Raw genomic sequence first — 17,456 nt, 5'->3', positions numbered from 1 at the left:
TTCTTCTCCTTCTGACTTTAATTGAAATGGTTGTAAGTGCTTCTTATCCTTTGACGGCTCCAATCATGATCCCTTTTACGAAGTACTTCTGGAAGAACGGATACACCAGAAGTATAGGCAGGATAGTGACTATGGAAATGGTATATTTGATGGTTAACGGCGACAGCTGGGTCGCCAGGTCGGCATTCATGGCCGACGGATCCTCTCTGGCTATCTCCGCCAGGGTATTGGCTTCATTCAGATAACGGTACAGCACATACTGCAGTGTCTGCAGCGCTTTGTCTTTGGTATACAATACCGTATCCATCCAGTTATTCCACTGCCCCACCGCGGAAAATACGGAGATGGTGGCGAGGATAGGTTTGGAAAGGGGAAGGATGAGCCGGAAATAACGTACCAGATATCCGGCCCCGTCTATTTCCGCCGATTCCTCCAGGGATGCCGGCAGGGATTCTATGTAGGTTTTGCACAGAATCAGATTGAACGGAGTCACAATTCCGGGAATGATATAGACCCAGAACGTATTATAGATACCGATGGTCCTGTAGGTCAAAAACAACGGGATCAGCCCTGCGCTGAAGTACATGGTCACCACCACAAAACGGTAAAAGAATTTCCTGCCCCAGTATTCATTTCTGGTGAACGCATAGGCCGGGAAGGACGCTGCGAAAACCGTGAATATCGTTCCCAGCACCGTTCTCGCAAGGGAAACGAACAGGGCGGGGGGCAGCTCCTTTAAGGTCAGCACCCTGACATAATTCTCGAAATGGATTCCCTGGGGGAACAGGGAAATCTTGCCGGTAATGACCAGATTGTTATTGCTTATGGTGTTGATGAAAATATAATAAAATGGGAAAATACACACCAGAGTGAACAGGCCGAACACAATGCTTATGAAAATATCAACCGCCCAGTCCCCTGCACTCTTTTTTCCAACTCTTTTTTTCTCTTCGGCTTCTTTCTTTGCCATGTTTCCTCTCCTCTCCTGTTTCCGGATTTACCCAAGAAACGATAATGCGCCTGCGGCTTGTGTGGTGCCGTCTTGTCCCTTTTCAGGCAAAATCCTAGAAAAGGGCGGTGCCCCTGATTTTCTTCGACAGCTTGTTCGCCCCGAATACAAGAACCAGACTGATGATGGATTTCCACATGCCGATCGCGGTGGCATAGGAGATATTCCCCTGTACCAGGCCGTTTCTGTAAACATACAGGTCAAGCACTTCTATAAAATCCTGATTCATGGCATTGGAAAATACCAGATACTGATCGATTCCGTTGTTGATGATATTTCCGATTTGCAGGATAAACATAACGAAGAAGGTGGGAATCAGGTGGGGGATGGTAATGTGTCTGATTTTGGCAAACCGGCCGGCCCCGTCAATATTTGCTGCTTCATAGATTTCCGCATCAATGGAGGTAATGGCACTGATATAAACAATAGCTCCCCAGCCCAGCCCTTTCCAAAGATGATACCCCAGCATCTTAAGCCACATATGGCTGCTGCTTGCCAGATAGTTTACCGGGGATTCCAGGATTCCCATACCCACCAGCAGATTATTTAAAAGACCTTCCGTGGACAGGAGGGAATAAAACGCGGAATAAACCAGGACCCAGCTGATAAAATTCGGTATGGTGGTCAGCGTCTGCACCGCCTTCCGATAGCGTTTGGACGGGATTTCCATGAGGAAAACCGCAAAAAACATCGGCAGTATCATAGCGAGCAGATACAGGAAATTAATTCCCAGCGTATTGGCCATAACCCTTCCGAACTGTGAACGCAGGACGGGGTTGGCAAAAGGCATGGTAAACCACTTCCAACCGGTAAACGTGCAGTCCCAGATGGACAGGCCCGGTTTGTAATCAAAAAAGGCATAAATCCACCCCAGCAGGGGCAGGTAGGAAAAAATAAAAATTCCTATCAATATAGGTGTGGTCAGCAGAAACAGACGAAAACCGGCTTTTTTTCTCGGGTTGACTCCTGCTTTTACTTTTTGGTTATTTTTGCTCATTTTCTCTGGATACCCCCTAATCCTATTTCACTGTTGTCGCTCTTCCTGTCTCTATTATGGGGTGTAAGTGTTTACATTGTATATAGTACTTATTTTAAGTTTTTGAAATAATTGCAACTAACTGGTGAAAAGTGCCAGTATTCCCCCTTCCATGCTTGCAAGGGATGGGCAGATCTGTTTTAATGAAAAAAAGAACCAAGGAGGCGGCTATGCAGAAATTACGGAAATTACTGTTACCCAAAGGCTTCTACACAAGCATGTTCCTGTTGAGCGTCATCATATTGGGTGTTTTTTCCCTGTTCAGCGCCATGATTGCGGGGAGTATGGCGCAGCGTTATGAAAAGGCCCGGTATTTTAAGAATTATGATTATGCGCTGCAGAGCATTTCGGAAACCTTTGCGAACAAAATCATCGATTTTCCCAATGGGATTGCGCTTAAAATCACCGGAGGCACCACCCGATGCGACGAATCTGTCTGCCGCCTTCTGGAAGCGCGTGATTATGAAGAGATAACGCCGGCTATCAGAAGCAGTGTTATCTCCGTGCTGCATTCCATTGTGCAAAACGACAATTACCTGACCGGTTTTCTTCTGTATTCTTCCGAAGAAGGACATCTTTATTATTACAGCCGTGTATCCTCCCTTACCTACCTGTCCCGGACGCCGGACAGTTTTTCCCAACTGGAACCCTTTACAAGACAGCTGCTGCCGGATGAATGGCTTTCGGAAAGTTTTACGGAAAACGGGATCCCAAAGCCTTCTGCCCATATTTACGGTCTGACCGGAACCCTGTTCCGCAGCGCAAAGGAACCCATCGGTTCCCTGATAGCCCTGTATTCCACATCAGAGCTGACCGGCGTGCTGAACCGTTATCCACTGGACGAAGACAGTACCTTCCTCATCACCGGTCCCGATAACCGGATTCTTTTCAGCTCGAACCAGAACCTCGCCTCATCCCTGCCGACTGTGGTTTCGGATGCAGATATCCCGGTTTCGGATTCCGGCTCATTTCCCGCCCTGCTGTCCCTGGAAGGGAACCGTTATTATGTATCCTCCCTTCCCAATAAAAACCACGCCTTTTGTGCCTACTACCAGATTCCGGAAAACAGCCTGCCTGCCAACTACACGCTGTCCCTGATTTTTATTTTATCCGTCTGCCTTTTTCTGGTATCACTCTGTATGTATCTGGTTACCTGTTTTCTCGGGAATAAAAAGGTAAACAGCATCCGGGAAGGCATGAAGCATATCGGAGCCACCAATTTATCCTACCGGATCCCGTCCACCAGAGGACAGGATGAATTTTCCCAAATCATATCCGGCTTTAACCATATGTGCGATGCCCTGCAGGAAAACGTGGAAAAGTCCTATATCTATGAACTGCAGCAGAAAAAATCGGATTTATATGCCCTGCAGACCAGCATCAACCCTCATTTCCTGTATAATACCCTGGAAATCATCCGGGTGCAGCTGACCCAGGGCAAAAATGCGGACGCGTCCCAGATGATACTTCTGCTTTCCAAAATCTACCGTTCCCAGACCAACCGCAGCATGTATGTCTCCATCGGCGCGGAGCTGGAAGCCTGTGAAAATTTTATGGTTCTGTATCAGTACCGGTTCCGGAACTTTGAATATGAATTTGATGTCCCCTCCGGGCTGTTACCCTATGGCCTGCCGAAAAATACGCTCCAGCCGCTGATCGAAAATTATTTCGTCCACGGAATCGATCCGGCACGGGATGATAATCTTTTTACCATCATAGGAAGCTCCTTTGTTAAAAATGAGGTGGAATATATCTGCCTGGAGGTATCGGACAACGGTCTGTGTATATCCCCGGAAAATCTGGAAGCCCTGCGGATTAAACTCTCCGGCAATATGTATGCGGATAACCGCCGTGCATCCGAATCCGCGGAACCGTCGAATATGCCAAAGGAAGGGGGCTTCGCGCTCACCAATATCAATAACCGGCTGAAAATCGTATTCGGCAGCGACAGCTCCATGAACCCTTCCATACCTGCCGACGGTACCGGCTTTTCCCTGAGCCTTGTTTTCCCGAAGCGTCTTCCGGTACAGCTGGAGGAGCGCATGAACCGGACCGTCATGGAGGAACGAAGCGGGACCATCCCTGCAAAATAATGCAGAAACGGCCTCCACCGGCCGGGGAGGGGAAAGCGGGTGTGGGAAAATTCCTTTTGACAGGAAAAAATGCCGTATTCATGCGGTTTAAGAGCCTTTTTATAAGAAATATTCTTCGTAAAAACGTCATTTTGCCAATTGTTCCGCCGTCCGAAATCCTTTATTATAAGAAAAAACAATTACAAAAACATTACTGTTCTTAATTTTCGGCACAGGTTCTGCTGTGCCAATCACTCTCATCTGCTGTCCGGGAGCCTTTCCTGTGAGACAGTATTCATAATTCCTGCCGGATTCGTATTAAGTAAACGGGTCGGCACAGTCAAAGGAGGCATATCTTGCTTAAAAAGAAAGGAAGGAACGTAAAAGGAAAACAGCTGCTCAGACGGCCGGCTTTTTTCTGTGATCTGATTAACGGAGGTCTGTTTCAGGGCAGACAGCGGCTCATACCCGGTATGCTGCGGGGAAAGCCGGAGGTTCTGGGTTTTTCCGGCTGCGATAACAGGCGAAAGGAAATCAGCCTGGAACGGATACCGGACGTGATATATGCGGCAGGAACCGGCGAAGATTATCTGCTGCTTATGGATGAAAACCAGACACAGACAGATTATACAATGCCCTTACGCAATATGCTTGATACGGCGCTGGCCTATTTGCAGCAAAAGGAGCAAATAACAGACTCCCATCGTAAAATGCATGATCTCAGGACGGGAAGCGAATACCTGAGCGGCTTTGCAAAGCAGGACAGGCTGCATCCGGTAATATGCATCACCTTTTATCATGGGGAAACTCCTTGGGACGGAGGCACCAGACTCCACGATATCCTTCAATTCCCGGAAGGATACGAAGATATGAGAGCTTTATGCCCTGATTTCCCGATGAATCTGATACATGCCTGGAATGTGAGGCCGGAGCATTTTAAAACAGGGCTGGGAACTGTTTTTGAGTTACTTCCTTTTGCTGCGGATAAAGGGATGCTGCAGAGTTACGTCCACAGCCATGCAGAACATTTTGAAAATCTGACTGCCGAGGAATGTGATTTACTGGAGGTATTTATCGGAATGGAAAATTTGGGAGAAGAGGAACGGAAAAATTACCGGAATAGAAAGGGTGGTTATGATATGTGTACTGCATTATTGGAAATAAGAGAAGAAGGTTTGAAGGAAGGCCGTAACGAAGGAGAAAGACTTATGCTGATTTCCATAGTCCAGAAAAAAATGCGTAAGGGGAAAGCACTTACCGTCATTGCGGAAGAACTGGAAGAGCCGGAAACCGTCATTGAGCCGATCTATGAATTAGTGAAGGACCATCCGGAATATACCAGAGAAGCCGTTTATAATCTCTTAGAGGGATAAAAGCCTTTAAACGGCCTGGTTTGTCATTTCATTAAAATATCTGCATAAACAGGTCTTACTGTAGTTCCTCCTGTCTGTGGTCCATCCTCCCGGATGATGATATCCACATTAACCGCATCCACGGCCTCCGTTTCCTGTCCCCGGATATCTATCCCGGAAAGGTTCAGCCGTTCCACATTACGGAAAAATAAACCCGTCCGCCGCATTTCCGGTATCCCGCACATCATGGCAGGCAGTCCTGCCCTGGCAAACGCTGCGTAACGGATCCGTACATCTTCCATGGTGATTGACTTGATTTTCTTCTCCGGCAGCCCATAGAAGAAAGCCCCGGCGATATGACAATCCGTACAATAGATATGCCGGAAAACCAGATTTCCCACGCAGGGCGTGCGCGCATCCACAGGAAGAGCTTCCTTCGACTGCACATAATCCGAACGTCCGTCCGGTTCACAGGAATAATAACAGTTCAGCACAAAGGGCGTCTCCACCTCCTCCATGCATATGTTTTCAAAAAGGACATCATCCACCACACAGGCTTTCCCCCGGCCCCGTCTTGTCTTAATCCGAAGTCCTCTGTCGGTATGCCGGAAACGGCAGTCACGCACAGTCACATGATGGATGCCGGAACTGATTTCACTGCCGATCGTAACCCCTCCATGACCGTTTTCCATAAAGCACTGGCGGATCGTAATATGACAGCCGGGTACAGGCTTATCCTGCGCCCGCTTCCCTTTTCCGGATTTTATGGCAATGCAGTCATCCCCCAGCGAAAAATGACAGCCTGCAATATCCACGCACTCGCAGGATTCGGGATTCAGCCCGTCCGTATTAGGAGAATTCTCCGGATTCCTGATTTCGATATCATAAAAGCCAAGATCCCTGCAAAAACAAGGATGGATACACCAACTGGGGCACATGGAAAAATGAAGCCCATGCACCCGGATATTCGTACAGCGCGTCAGATACAGCATCCTCGGACGGTGAGGCGTACTTTGCCGGTTCTCCTGTTTCCACCAGTTATCCATAGAAGCCCCGCCCTGTATGCATCCCCTTCCGTACAGATTTACATTTTCCACCCCGCAGCCTGTAAAAAGGGCCGCGTACATATCGGCGGCTTCCCCTTCCCAGCTGCCCAGAGAAAAGGACTCCGCCCCCTCACCGGAAAAGTGTCCGGGCAGGACGGGCAGCCGGCCCGGCCGCCCGTCATAGAGAAGGAGCGCCCCTTCCTCCAGCTCCAGATTCAGGTCACTTTTTAAAAACAGACTGGTCACACGGTATTTCCCCCGAGGGATCCGTACCCTGCCTGACTTGGGACATGCCATAACCGCGGCCTGGATAAATACGGTGTCGTCCTGCTCTCCGTCTCCCGAAGCCCCGAAATCCCGCACATTCAGGACGGCGGCTTCCGCTTCCGTATGAAAGCATACCTCTCCCCGAATCCTCCCGTCCGCCCCGGCAAGCTGAAGCCGGTAATCCCTGTCGGGACACAGCCCGAACAAAGAGGTTACCACTTTTTGTGCGGTTCCCCATGTTTTCCATTGAGAAGAAGCGTATACTCTTCCTCCAGGCTGTAAATGCAGCCGCATCTGATTTCCACCACAGCACTTCCCGCGGTCAGCATTAATATCACAAGTTCCATTCCCCTTCTCCCTGTTCCCTTTTTTCCGTTAAGCCACTGACTACAATCCATAGTAATCGTTTAGGAAGGATACTAACTATGCACCACCACACGTTCCGTCTGCTGCATCCCATTGCCAAAAAGCATTTTCCTCTCATCCTCCCAGACAAGCTCCGTAAGTGTATACTCGCCCCGTTCATAACCATAACCGTCGCCGCTGTCCTGATATAACGTAAACCGGCAGTCCGCCCCTGCATAAACGTGGTATTCCACCTCCGCCTCTGCCGCACGTGCCGTATTCTGCACCGCTTCCGTCATGGGAAGGATGCTTCCTGCTCTTATGAACAACGGAATCCGGGACAGCGGCGCATCCGCTTCCACATATTGTCCTCCCCCGTACCGTTCCCCGGTATAAAAATCATACCAGTCACAGCCCTCCGGCAGATATACGGTTCTCGTTTCAGGTATTCCGACAAGCGCCCGGGATCCGGTTCCGTAATACATAGGTTCTGTTACGGGACACACCAGGATACTCTCCCCGAACATATATTGATCCGCAATATCCAAAGCTTGTTCATCCTGCAGGAAATCAAAAGCCAGCATACGAAGGAAGGTTTTGTCCTCCTTCCACACCCGGTACGCCCAGGAATAAATGTAAGGAAGCAGGCGGTAGCGCAGGGAGACGGCAGAGCAAAGCGCATCATAGAAACCCGCTTCCCGGCTGTCGAACAGCCATGGCTCCCGTCTCACGTCTGTTCCGTGGCTTCGGAACACGGGCAGGAATGCCCCATATTGGAACCATCTCACAAATAGCTCGCGGTACCCCAGATCCGAAAGCCCTTCTTCATAGTCCCCGTTCCAGAACCAGGGTTCCCCCTTTTTGACAAAGAAAGCGCCGATATCCAGCGTCCAGTAGGGAAAGCCGCTGGCACAGAAATTCAGTCCCGCCGCTATCTGCTTTTGCAGCGTTTCCCAGGATGCATAAATATCACCGGACCAGAGAATCACCCCGTAACGCTGTCCGCCCACATAGGCATTCCGGGTCAGGTTTACCACCCTTTTTTCATCCGTAACCGCTCTCTGCCCCTCATAGATTGTCCTGGCATGAAACAGCCCGTAAGCGTTCACATGTTGTGCTGGTATATACTTCCCCGCATCCCGCACAAAAGCGGTATACATTTCTTCCGGCCCGGGTTTCACTTTTCTGGCCCATTCCGGAGTGAAGGGCTCACTGGAATCACACCACCAGGCATCCACGCCATGGCGGAAAAGCCCTTCCTGTACCTGTTTCCAGTAAAGCTCCCTGGCCTTTTCATCAAAGGCGTCATAGATTTCACTGGCGGGCAGCAAAAGCTTCTTTTCCAGGAATTCTCCATAGTCCCTGGTGCTCTTGCTCATATTCGGCCAGATAGACAGCATGAAATGCACATCCATCTCATGCAGCGCCTTTGTCATCGCTTCCGGATCCGGGAAACGGGACGTATCAAAGCTCTTCTGCCCCCACATGCCGTCCTCCCAGGAACACCAGTCCAGCACAAGCGCATCCAGCCCGAAGCCCCTTTCCCTGAATTCCCGGGCGACTTCCAGAATCTCCTCCTGGCTTTCATACCGTTCCTGGGACTGGATGAAGCCATAGGCCCATCTGGGCAGCATGACCGCTTTCCCCGTAAGAAGCCGGTAGCCTTTGATGATCGCATCCATGGATTCTCCGGCAATAAAATAGTAATCCATCTCTTCATCCGCTTCCGTATACAGATACGATCCATACTGGGTATCCTGGAATATAGCCGTGCTTCCCGTGGAAAGAAGAATTCCGTAACCATTGCTGGACACCAGGAAAGGAATAGCGATTTTCAGGTTGGCCTGATGCAGATACTGCACGCTCCCCCGCAGATTCAGAAGCCCTTCCTCTGCCTGCCCCAACCCGTACAGCCGCTCCGACTCCTGCCACTTCAAATGGAGACGGGTATGATACAGCTTCCTGTCAAATACCGAACCGGCTTCCCTGATGACCCGCTTTATCCCGTCCGCGGTTTCCACCTCTTCCACCTTTGTATTTTCATCGATCACTGTTTTATAAGAATCAAATTCCTCCAGCTCCCTGCTGTTTTCCTCCCTCTCTGCCAGAAGCAGGCGGCCGCCCTTTTCCAGATAACGGATACTGCCCGTCCTTTTATCCACCTCCAGAACCAGCTTCTCCGTATGCAGAAGCACTTTTGTTTCCTGCTCTTCATACTCCCAGCCGTCCCAATCCTGCTCTTCCAGAATGCCAACCCCGCAGGTCCCTGCAACCGCATCCCTCTGCGTATAAGTAACACGCACAATGGATGGGTTTAGGGGTTTCAGACGCAGAAGGCCCTTACGCGTCTGCAGAAACAAACCGCTGTCCTGTCTGTATATTCCTTCCACCACATCCTGTTTTCTTTTCACAACCTCAAGCATAGTAGTCCCCTTCTTCCTTTTCTCTCCGGTTCTCCTTCCGGCCGTTACGATAGTTACCGGACGGACGGTGCCAACACGATTTCTTACGGTCTGCAAAGTACATGCGCAGACCTGTCTGAACAGTAACCAATATTATTCATATTACCATTTTCTCATCCGTTTTTCTTGCACTTTCCTATAGAAAAATAGTATAATTCTGACATCACCTACTATTTACGTCTGTGACGGAAGACCCCATGGCCACATCCCAAAAACCGTTTCCGGAATCCCTTATCCAATACCCGACAGGAGGCTGCCTTATGAATATCTTTTTACAATACCAGGAAGTCGGAACCCGTCCCATAAGGGACATCCCCTTTTACATCTATCCTCTTCACGTAAAAACCCCCGGCCCCCATGTCCCCATCCACTGGCACGAAGAACTGGAAATCATACTCCCTTCCGTACCCGGATGCCTGGAGATCGACGGAAACCGCCATCCCTTCCAGCAAGGGGATATCATGTTCGTAAATCCCTATGAACTCCACGCAACCAGCGTCCGCCAGCCCGGAGATGTCTGCCATATCCTCCTGCGTACCGACTGCTTCCAATTTCTCCACGATACCCCCTTCTTCTCCGCCGCACGCAAGCTTATGGAAGGAGAACTCTCCTTTCCCTCCCTGCTTTCCCCCGGGGATCCCGCCTATGGCAGGCTGTTCCCCGCCGTATGCCAAATGTCCCAAATGAAGCCCCCGTCCGACGAAGCCATGGCCTTTCACCTGGCATCCCTTTACTTTTCCCTCCTCTCCGCCCTGCTTGCAGAAAACCGCCTCCTCCCCTCCGCCCCCGACGAACATGCCCGATGCATCCGCTATATCAAACAAAGCATCCGCTATATGTACCTCCATCTGGATGAAAAACTCACCATCCCCTGCCTTGCCGATACTGCCGGGTTATCCGAAGGCTACTTTACCAGACTTTTCAAAAAATATACCCATACCACACCCGCCCGTTTCCTCACCGACCTGAAACTGGAAGCCGCCTGCGTCCACCTCGCTTCCGGATGCACCGTAACGGAAGCAGCCCAGAAAACAGGGCTGGACAATATCAGCCATTTCATCCGTCTCTTCAAACAAAAATACGGCATCACTCCAAAAGCCTACCAAAAGGGGGTTGTAAATTCCAGTCAATCCGCCAGACTGAAAGTAAACTTTAACCCGGCCGGGGACTTCTGAACTTCCTTGCGGATATAAAAGGGATACGGGACAGAAACCGGCTGAAGGAACCGGCCGATCTGCTGGAGCTGGATCCTTCCGGCAAAGTACGGAAGATGTCAAAGGGGATAAAACAGAAGCTGGGAATGATAAATGCATTTATGGGAAACCCGGGAATTGTTATTCTGGATGAACCCACCAGCGGTCTGGTTCCTCTGATGCAGAACCGGTTCATCGTTCTTATTATAGATTATAGAAGAAAAAAAGAAAGGGACAACCATTTTTATGTCCTCCCATTTATTTGAGGAGGTGGCGCGCACCTGCGAGGGCCTGTTTCCCGGCAAAGATATCGTGGACGGCAGGGAGAATGTGCCCCTGCGGTGCCTGATCATGACCGGCACCGCCATTGTGTTATATGGAGGAGGCATTGTATCCTTCCATAAGAAGGATTTGCCGCTGTAAGCTGCTTACTTACGCAAAGTTGGCAGCTGCCGCATGGCCTTTCCACGCCGCGAACTTTTCGTTACTTATTTATACTGGCCTCCACATCCGCCATTACCGGTATGGAAACCGCCGCCCCTTCCCGGGATACCGTAACCGCAGCCGCACAGGCTGCAAGCCTCATAGCCTCCTCCTGCGTTTTTCCGAAAGAAAGGGCGGCGATAAAGTAACCGGTAAAGGTATCCCCTGCCGCTGTGGTATCCGCCGTCCTCGCAGGAAAGCAGGGCTGCCGGAACTCCTTTTCACCACTCCGGAACAAAGCACCCTCTTTTCCCAGGGTGAGGATGATATTCATATGGGGATAGCGTGCCAGCAGTGTTTCCGCAATACGGGAAGCCTCTTTTTCCCCGGTGATCTCATTTCCTTCCGTTTCATTCAGCATCAGCCAGGTAACCCCCGACAAATCCATTTCTTTCAGATGCCCGTCCATAGGAGAAGGGTTCAGCATGATCCGCATTCCCTTCTCTTTCCCTCTTTGCAGAAGATAATCCAGATTGCTGATTTCATTCTGTAAGAGAAGGATATCCCCTTTGGAAAAATCCTTTAGTACCTCATCCATAAATCCCCTGTCATTTTCATAATTGCTTCCGTTAAACAGGATGATGCAGTTCTCCCCTTCCTCTGATACCTGGATAAGCGCATGTCCGGTAACCTCTCCGCATTCTCTGAGATAGCGGGTATCCGCACCGCTGCGCTCCAGTATTTCCTTCAGGAAAAGCCCGTCCTTTCCGATGGTCCCTGCATGGAAAACAGCCGCTCCCGCCCGGGAAACGGCTATGGACTGGTTTAACCCCTTCCCGCCGGGAAAGCTTTCATAGCTCCGGGAAGAAATGGTCTCCCCCGGCCTTACAAAGTGAGGGACCTTATATACCTTATCTATATTAAGTGAGCCAAAATTCAGAATTTTCATAATAACACCAATCCCCAGGACTGGAAACCTGGAATTTCCAGCCTGTCCCCTTCTCCTTTATTCTGCTAACTTCCGGAACAAATCCGCAAACAGGTTATCCCGGTTAATATGGTACACATACCGGATAAAATGTCTGGTAGGATCAAAGCTGTAATGATGATCGTACTGGGGAATAGGGCTGGGTATCAGCTTATCCTCCATGAATTCCCCATCCAGCAGCCAGGCCACTGCCGTCACGTCCCATATCACTCTGGTCCAGCAGCTGTTTTTGCTGCCTGCGGCCCCCTCTTTTTCCGTATAATCCACAAGATAGTCGCAAAGCTTGTTTTTGCCACGCAGGAACATTTCCAGCTCTCCGGCACCTGTGGCAAAAGAGGATACTACGCCCATACAGGGCAGCTGCACCAGCGCCACGCCGCAGCCGAATACCACCCGCGCTGCCGCCACATCCTGAAACAGATTGAATTCTTTATTATCCGGCCATTCCAGGGCATGTCCTCCCAGCCAGACAAGAACCATCCTGTCTGTGATTTCCGGGCGCATAAGAAGGGCGGAAGCCACATTGGTAATGGCGCCGATAGCCACCACATACAGAGGCTTTTCGGGCGTATATCCCATTGCCAGATCCGCCAGGTGACGGGCGGCGGCAGAATCCACCGGAGTCTGTTCGTCCGGCAGATATCCTGCGGATCCTTTATAGACCTGATCCTTATATTCCTCCTTATCCAGCAACGTCAGTATGTGCATAATTTCCTGGTAGCTCTTTTCCATCCCATCCGCAGGCCCTGTTGATTTCTCATTATAAAAGGGCGCTGCATAAATAGCCTTTACCTGCAGCTTATCACCTGATTTCATAAGATACGATAACGCATACTGGTCATCGATCTCATTGTAGGTATCCGTATCCAGCACAACGTCTACAGGACCTGCCGGCTTGTTAAGGCGGCTTAATAAACCTGAATCACTATTCATTTCTTCTCCCCTCTGCGCTCCCCTGCGCATATGCGGACAAAGCCGCACTCCAACCGGAGTCTGCGGGTCGTTTCCATTCCCTGCCTTCCTCCGCACCACTATATTACAATAACCGTTCAGACAGGTCCGAACGGTTACCTATTACTTACCCATATATTATATAAGCTATCTTCCTGCTTGTCATTTAAAATTTATGACTTCCTGTACCGGATTTTGTCATTTCCTGACCGGACAGACAGGCCGGAACCGTTACACAGCGGCTTAACCGTTCCGACCGACCCGAACTCCTGCTTTCCCCAATCCATGGCAACAGACTTCTGCGCCGACGCTGCCTTTACGCCAGCATCATATCCAGGATCTCCCGATCCGTTTCCCGCATGCCGTCACGTCCCAGCCGGGCTACGTTGGCAATGGTGGATTCCACACCTTTTTTTACTATGCCGTCCCCGCCCACGAATTCCTGTCCGCTGCGGTACATATAACAGCCCAGGATTCCGGCATCCACAGCGGATGCGATCTTGGCGGCGCAGGAGGCCTTCGCCCCATCGCATACAATCCCCGACACATTAGCCAGCGTATTGACGACGGTATGGACAATTTCTTCATAACCGCCTCCCATGAGGTAAGCAATCCCGGCTCCCGCCCCCGTACCGGCGCTGACCGCCCCGCAGTAGGCGGACAGCCTTCCGATGCCTTCCTTCAGATGGATGGCGGTCAGATTGGAAATAAGAAGCGCACGGTAAAGCTTCTCTCTGCCGGCCTCCAGCTCCGCCGCGTATTCAATTACCGGAACGGAAACGGTGATCCCCTGGTTTCCGCTGCCGGAATTGATAACCACAGGCAGCTCACAGCCGTTCATCCTGGCATCCGATCCCGCCGCAGCCTTGGCCCTGGCACGGATTTTTACATCATCCCCGTAAGCCGCCAGAAGTACCTTCCCCACATTGGCGCCGTAGTCATTCTTCATCCCTTCTTCCGCGATCGCCATGTTGTATCGGATCTGCCGCTCCAGCAGCTCCTTCACATCCGCGGTATCGGCCGTCATGGCAAAATCCACAATGCCTTCCATAGACAGCGGGGACGTTCCCTCCTCCGGCTCCGTTTCCGGGCCGGGCGTTTCCTCTCCCCGGAGAATCTGCCCGTCCTTTTCTATCCGAACCACATTCGTGTGGGAATCTGCAATCCGCACCTTTGCTTCCTCTTCCTTCGCCCACACGGTCACCGTCAGATCAAAGGTACGGCTGCCCCCGGCCTTCTCTATCCGGATCTCTGTGTTCTCCATATATTCCCGGATTGCCTGCCGATCCGCCGCGTCCAGTTCCTCCAGCAGCTCCAGCTTCCGCTGCGGACTGCCTGCTATAATACCCGCCGCGGCAGCCGTCTGTATTCCTTTCATGCCGCCGGTGCCCGGCACAATCACACTTTTCACATTCTTAATGATATTCCCGCTGGCCTCCACCCGGATTGTATCCGGCCGTTTTCCCAGTACCTCGGCGGCAAGTGCCGCCGCATAAGCTATCGCTATAGGCTCCGTACATCCAAGGGCGGGCACCAGCTCCCGCTCCAGAATACACAGGTATTCCTTATATATACTGCTATCCCGTTCCATGCTTTCCTTCCTTTTCCGCCGCTCACGCCTCCGCTTACATACTTCTGGCCGTATCCAGCACCCACCGGATATGTTCCGCCGGCAGGTCGGAAGGGATCGTGCAGTCCGCACCCAGAAGGAATCCCTTCCTGCCGCAGGTTTCTATTAACGCTCTGGCCGCCTTACGGATCTCCTCCTCACTTCCGGAATAAAGGATGCCTTCCTTCCGGTTATCAAAGCCGCCCAGAGCCGGTCTTCCCCCAAAAAACTGTCTGCCTGAAGGGATATCCATATCCTCCACATAAACAGCCCAGTTGATGGCAGCGGCTTCATAGTCCTGCCATACCTCCACCCGGTTCTTATCTCCGCCCCAGCCGCAGCAATGAAGGATATTATGCGCGCTCAGGGTATTGGCATAGTCGAGCACCTCCTTATCGGAGGGTGTAACCTGGCGGCGGTACTCTTCTGCCGTAAAACGGAAGGTTTCCGCGTTCTGCACACAATAATAGATGCCGTCACAGCCGGCCTCTTCGATCAGGCCCTTCACCAGCGCTTTTGCATCCCGGGCAATTACGCTGCAGGCATACTTCATGGCTTCCGGATCCGCCTTCATGCATGCCATCATTTTTTCCCAGCTCGTCTGCAGCCGGAAAAAGGACAGAGGACAGAATACATTATAGAAAACACAGCATTCCCCGTCCACAGCCTTTACGATAGCCGCCGCACGCGCGATTTGTTCCCGGATAAAGGGATGATCCGCCCCCAGAGGTTTCATCTCATAAAGCTGTGACACCTCCTCCAGCTTCTCCAGCGTCTCATTGGGATAGCCAAAATAGCCGTCACACATGATTTTGATAAAATCCTGATCCGTATCCCGGTACCATTGCAGATGGGCATCCACACAAGCCTGGCCCTCCGCCCTGTCTGCGGGGAAATGAAACCAGAATGCAGCCGGGACATAATCCGTTTCCCGGTTTTCCAATGCGGACAGGACTCTCTCTTTTTTATTCATATTCTTTACCTTCCTCTCTCAGTCTGTCCTTTTATTATAAAAATCCCCGCGGTATCCTTCTATATCCTATTCCCCCAAAAACTGTGCAGTTTCAATCATTTTATATTTATGTAAATTCTTTTTGCCAGGCAGGCATGCATAGATTATAATAAAGGTCAGATAACGGAAATTATCTTTGGAGGACTCCTATTATGAAAATAAGAAAAAAGCGGGTTTTGACGCCCGCATTACTGTTTGTGCTTTGTCTGGTATTCTGTGCCGCCATCCCCCTGCCCTTAAGCGCGGCAGGCATACAGGGGGCGGGCGCCTCCCCGGACGGCGGCGGGACCTCTGCTGCTGCCGTGCCCCAGGCTGACCGTGTCACCTATCAGGAAGGATTTTTTTACGAGTCCCTGAGCGAAGCGGTGAAGGAACGGATAACCGGGATATCCTATGGAGAGGGATGTATTGTTCCTTATGAGGATCTAAGATATCTGCAGGTAATGCATATCAATTTCCAGGGCCTTCCCCAGGTGGGGGAAATCATATGCAATAAGGCCATTGCCCAGGATTTGGCGGAGATTTTCTATGCGCTTTATACAGCCGGCTATCCCATTGAAAAAATACGCCTGATAGATGAATATGACGGGGACGATACCTTATCCATGGAGGATAACAATACCTCCTGCTTCAATTACCGGGTGGTTGACGGCACCTCAAGCCTGTCCAGGCATGCTTATGGTATGGCAATTGATATCAATCCCCTTTATAATCCCTACGTTACTTATCCGAATGGCAAAAGAAGGGTCTCCCCAGCCGCCAGTGCTATCTACGCAGACCGGAGTCAGGAGTTCCCCTGTAAAATTGATAAAAACGACCTGTGCTACCAGCTTTTTAAGGAATATGGATTTACCTGGGGCGGCAGCTGGAAAACCATGAAGGATTACCAGCATTTCCAGAAAAGCCTGCCCGCAGACTGATCTCAGGGAGGAACCTATGGACATTCAACTGCATTATGTGGAAAAGGGAAGCGGCCCGCCGCTGCTTCTCCTTCATGGTAACGGTGAAAATTCGGATTATTTCTGCCGCCAGATAGATTACTTTCAGGAAACTTTTCACGTATACGCGCCGGATACGAGAGGGCACGGGAAATCTCCCCGGGGCACCGCCCCCTTCACGCTGGAGCAGTTCGCCCTGGATTTGAAGGATTTTATGGATGAAAAAGGGATAGGGAAAGCGGATATCCTGGGCTTTTCCGACGGGGCCAACATCGCCCTTCTTTTTGCACTGAAGAATCCGGGCCGGGTCCGCCGCCTGATTCTCAACGGCGCGGATCTCTTTCCCAAAGGGGTGAAACGTTCGGTACAGATCCCGATTATAATCGGTTATGGAATCGTTTCCTTCCTTTCTCTATTCAGCAAAAAAGCGATCCCCAAAAAAGAAATGCTGGGACTTATGGTTACCCAGCCGTGTATTGCCCCCGGGGAACTGGCTTCCCTGAATATGCCGGTTCTGGTCATCGCCGGCACCAAAGATATGATCCGGCTGAGCCACACCCAGCTCATAGCCCGGTCCATCCCCGGCAGCAAACTTGCCATCCTGGAAGGGGATCACTTTATTGCTTCCAAAAAATGGGAAGCTTTTAACCGGAGTGTGGATGCCTTTTTTACGGAACGCAAATAAACGGCGGCACTATAGTTACCGATAAAACAGGCAGGGCTTCTTTTCTTGATAGTCCCTGCCTGTTTATC

16 protein-coding genes are annotated in these 17,456 nt (G+C 50.8%); 7 read left to right on the top strand and 9 right to left on the bottom strand.

The features are described 5' to 3' along the window. Positions 1-43: 43 nt before the first annotated feature. Together DXA36_RS21525 and DXA36_RS21520 are read right to left on the bottom strand one after the other, a co-directional pair. Positions 44-970, bottom strand: a complete 927-nt coding sequence (locus DXA36_RS21525; RefSeq protein WP_118681513.1) for a carbohydrate ABC transporter permease — start codon at positions 968-970, stop codon at positions 44-46. Positions 971-1,064: 94 nt separating this feature from the next. Beyond that, complete coding sequence (locus DXA36_RS21520) at positions 1,065-2,006, bottom strand: ABC transporter permease (protein WP_118681512.1); 942 nt, start codon at positions 2,004-2,006, stop codon at positions 1,065-1,067. Between the two features lie 209 nt (positions 2,007-2,215). On the opposite strand from DXA36_RS21520, the gene DXA36_RS21515 reads away from it, so the two are divergent. Both DXA36_RS21515 and DXA36_RS21505 read left to right on the top strand, forming a co-directional pair. After that, a complete protein-coding gene (locus tag DXA36_RS21515; RefSeq protein WP_182479201.1) occupies positions 2,216-4,138 on the top strand; it encodes a sensor histidine kinase in 1,923 nt (640 codons plus the stop codon). A gap of 335 nt (positions 4,139-4,473) precedes the next feature. Then, positions 4,474-5,490, top strand: coding sequence for a hypothetical protein (locus DXA36_RS21505; protein WP_118681509.1), 1,017 nt, complete (start codon positions 4,474-4,476; stop codon positions 5,488-5,490). Between the two features lie 23 nt (positions 5,491-5,513). Here the strand turns inward: DXA36_RS21505 and DXA36_RS21500 are convergent, their stop codons facing one another. From DXA36_RS21500 to DXA36_RS21495, 3 genes are all read right to left on the bottom strand, one after another. Then, positions 5,514-7,001, bottom strand: a complete 1,488-nt coding sequence (locus tag DXA36_RS21500) for a glycoside hydrolase family 28 protein (RefSeq protein ID WP_243114706.1) — start codon at positions 6,999-7,001, stop codon at positions 5,514-5,516. Next, positions 6,995-7,129, bottom strand: coding sequence for a hypothetical protein (locus DXA36_RS33885; RefSeq protein ID WP_279221559.1), 135 nt, complete (start codon positions 7,127-7,129; stop codon positions 6,995-6,997). Before DXA36_RS33885 ends, DXA36_RS21500 begins: the two co-directional genes overlap by 7 nt. Before the next feature lie 72 nt (positions 7,130-7,201). Then, positions 7,202-9,550, bottom strand: a complete 2,349-nt coding sequence (locus DXA36_RS21495; RefSeq protein WP_118681508.1) for a glycoside hydrolase family 31 protein — start codon at positions 9,548-9,550, stop codon at positions 7,202-7,204. 299 nt (positions 9,551-9,849) lie between these two features. On the opposite strand from DXA36_RS21495, the gene DXA36_RS34085 reads away from it, so the two are divergent. From DXA36_RS34085 to DXA36_RS34075, 3 genes are all read left to right on the top strand, one after another. Then, positions 9,850-10,764 (top strand): AraC family transcriptional regulator, encoded by a 915-nt coding sequence (locus DXA36_RS34085; protein ID WP_182479200.1) that lies wholly within the window; start codon positions 9,850-9,852, stop codon positions 10,762-10,764. Between the two features lie 125 nt (positions 10,765-10,889). Further along, a complete protein-coding gene (locus tag DXA36_RS34080) occupies positions 10,890-11,048 on the top strand; it encodes a hypothetical protein (protein ID WP_330425084.1) in 159 nt (52 codons plus the stop codon). Beyond that, complete coding sequence (locus DXA36_RS34075) at positions 11,029-11,205, top strand: hypothetical protein (RefSeq protein ID WP_330425083.1); 177 nt, start codon at positions 11,029-11,031, stop codon at positions 11,203-11,205. The genes DXA36_RS34080 and DXA36_RS34075 overlap by 20 nt, the downstream gene beginning before the upstream one ends. Positions 11,206-11,266: 61 nt before the next feature. Here DXA36_RS34075 and DXA36_RS21480 read toward each other — a convergent pair whose 3' ends face one another. The 4 genes from DXA36_RS21480 to DXA36_RS21465 all read right to left on the bottom strand — a co-directional run bounded on the left by DXA36_RS21480 (position 11,267) and on the right by DXA36_RS21465 (position 15,726). After that, positions 11,267-12,154 (bottom strand): ribokinase, encoded by an 888-nt coding sequence (locus tag DXA36_RS21480; RefSeq protein WP_118681506.1) that lies wholly within the window; start codon positions 12,152-12,154, stop codon positions 11,267-11,269. A gap of 57 nt (positions 12,155-12,211) precedes the next feature. Continuing rightward, complete coding sequence (locus DXA36_RS21475; RefSeq protein WP_118681505.1) at positions 12,212-13,126, bottom strand: nucleoside hydrolase; 915 nt, start codon at positions 13,124-13,126, stop codon at positions 12,212-12,214. A gap of 334 nt (positions 13,127-13,460) precedes the next feature. Then, positions 13,461-14,735, bottom strand: a complete 1,275-nt coding sequence (locus DXA36_RS21470) for an L-cysteine desulfidase family protein (RefSeq protein WP_118681504.1) — start codon at positions 14,733-14,735, stop codon at positions 13,461-13,463. 34 nt (positions 14,736-14,769) lie between these two features. Continuing rightward, positions 14,770-15,726, bottom strand: coding sequence for a uroporphyrinogen decarboxylase family protein (locus DXA36_RS21465; protein ID WP_118681503.1), 957 nt, complete (start codon positions 15,724-15,726; stop codon positions 14,770-14,772). Positions 15,727-15,917: 191 nt separating this feature from the next. Here DXA36_RS21465 and DXA36_RS21460 point away from each other — a divergent pair, with 191 nt between their 5' ends. Together DXA36_RS21460 and DXA36_RS21455 are read left to right on the top strand one after the other, a co-directional pair. Then, complete coding sequence (locus DXA36_RS21460) at positions 15,918-16,685, top strand: M15 family metallopeptidase (protein WP_118681502.1); 768 nt, start codon at positions 15,918-15,920, stop codon at positions 16,683-16,685. Positions 16,686-16,701: 16 nt separating this feature from the next. Next, positions 16,702-17,388, top strand: a complete 687-nt coding sequence (locus DXA36_RS21455; protein WP_118681501.1) for an alpha/beta fold hydrolase — start codon at positions 16,702-16,704, stop codon at positions 17,386-17,388. Positions 17,389-17,456: the final 68 nt, after the last annotated feature.

Origin of the sequence: Eisenbergiella sp. OF01-20, from assembly GCF_003478085.1 — a bacterium.
Classification (GTDB): Bacteria; Bacillota; Clostridia; order Lachnospirales; family Lachnospiraceae; genus Eisenbergiella.
The sequence above is the reverse complement of the archived record's forward strand: the minus strand, read 5'-3'. Positions and strand labels throughout refer to the sequence as shown.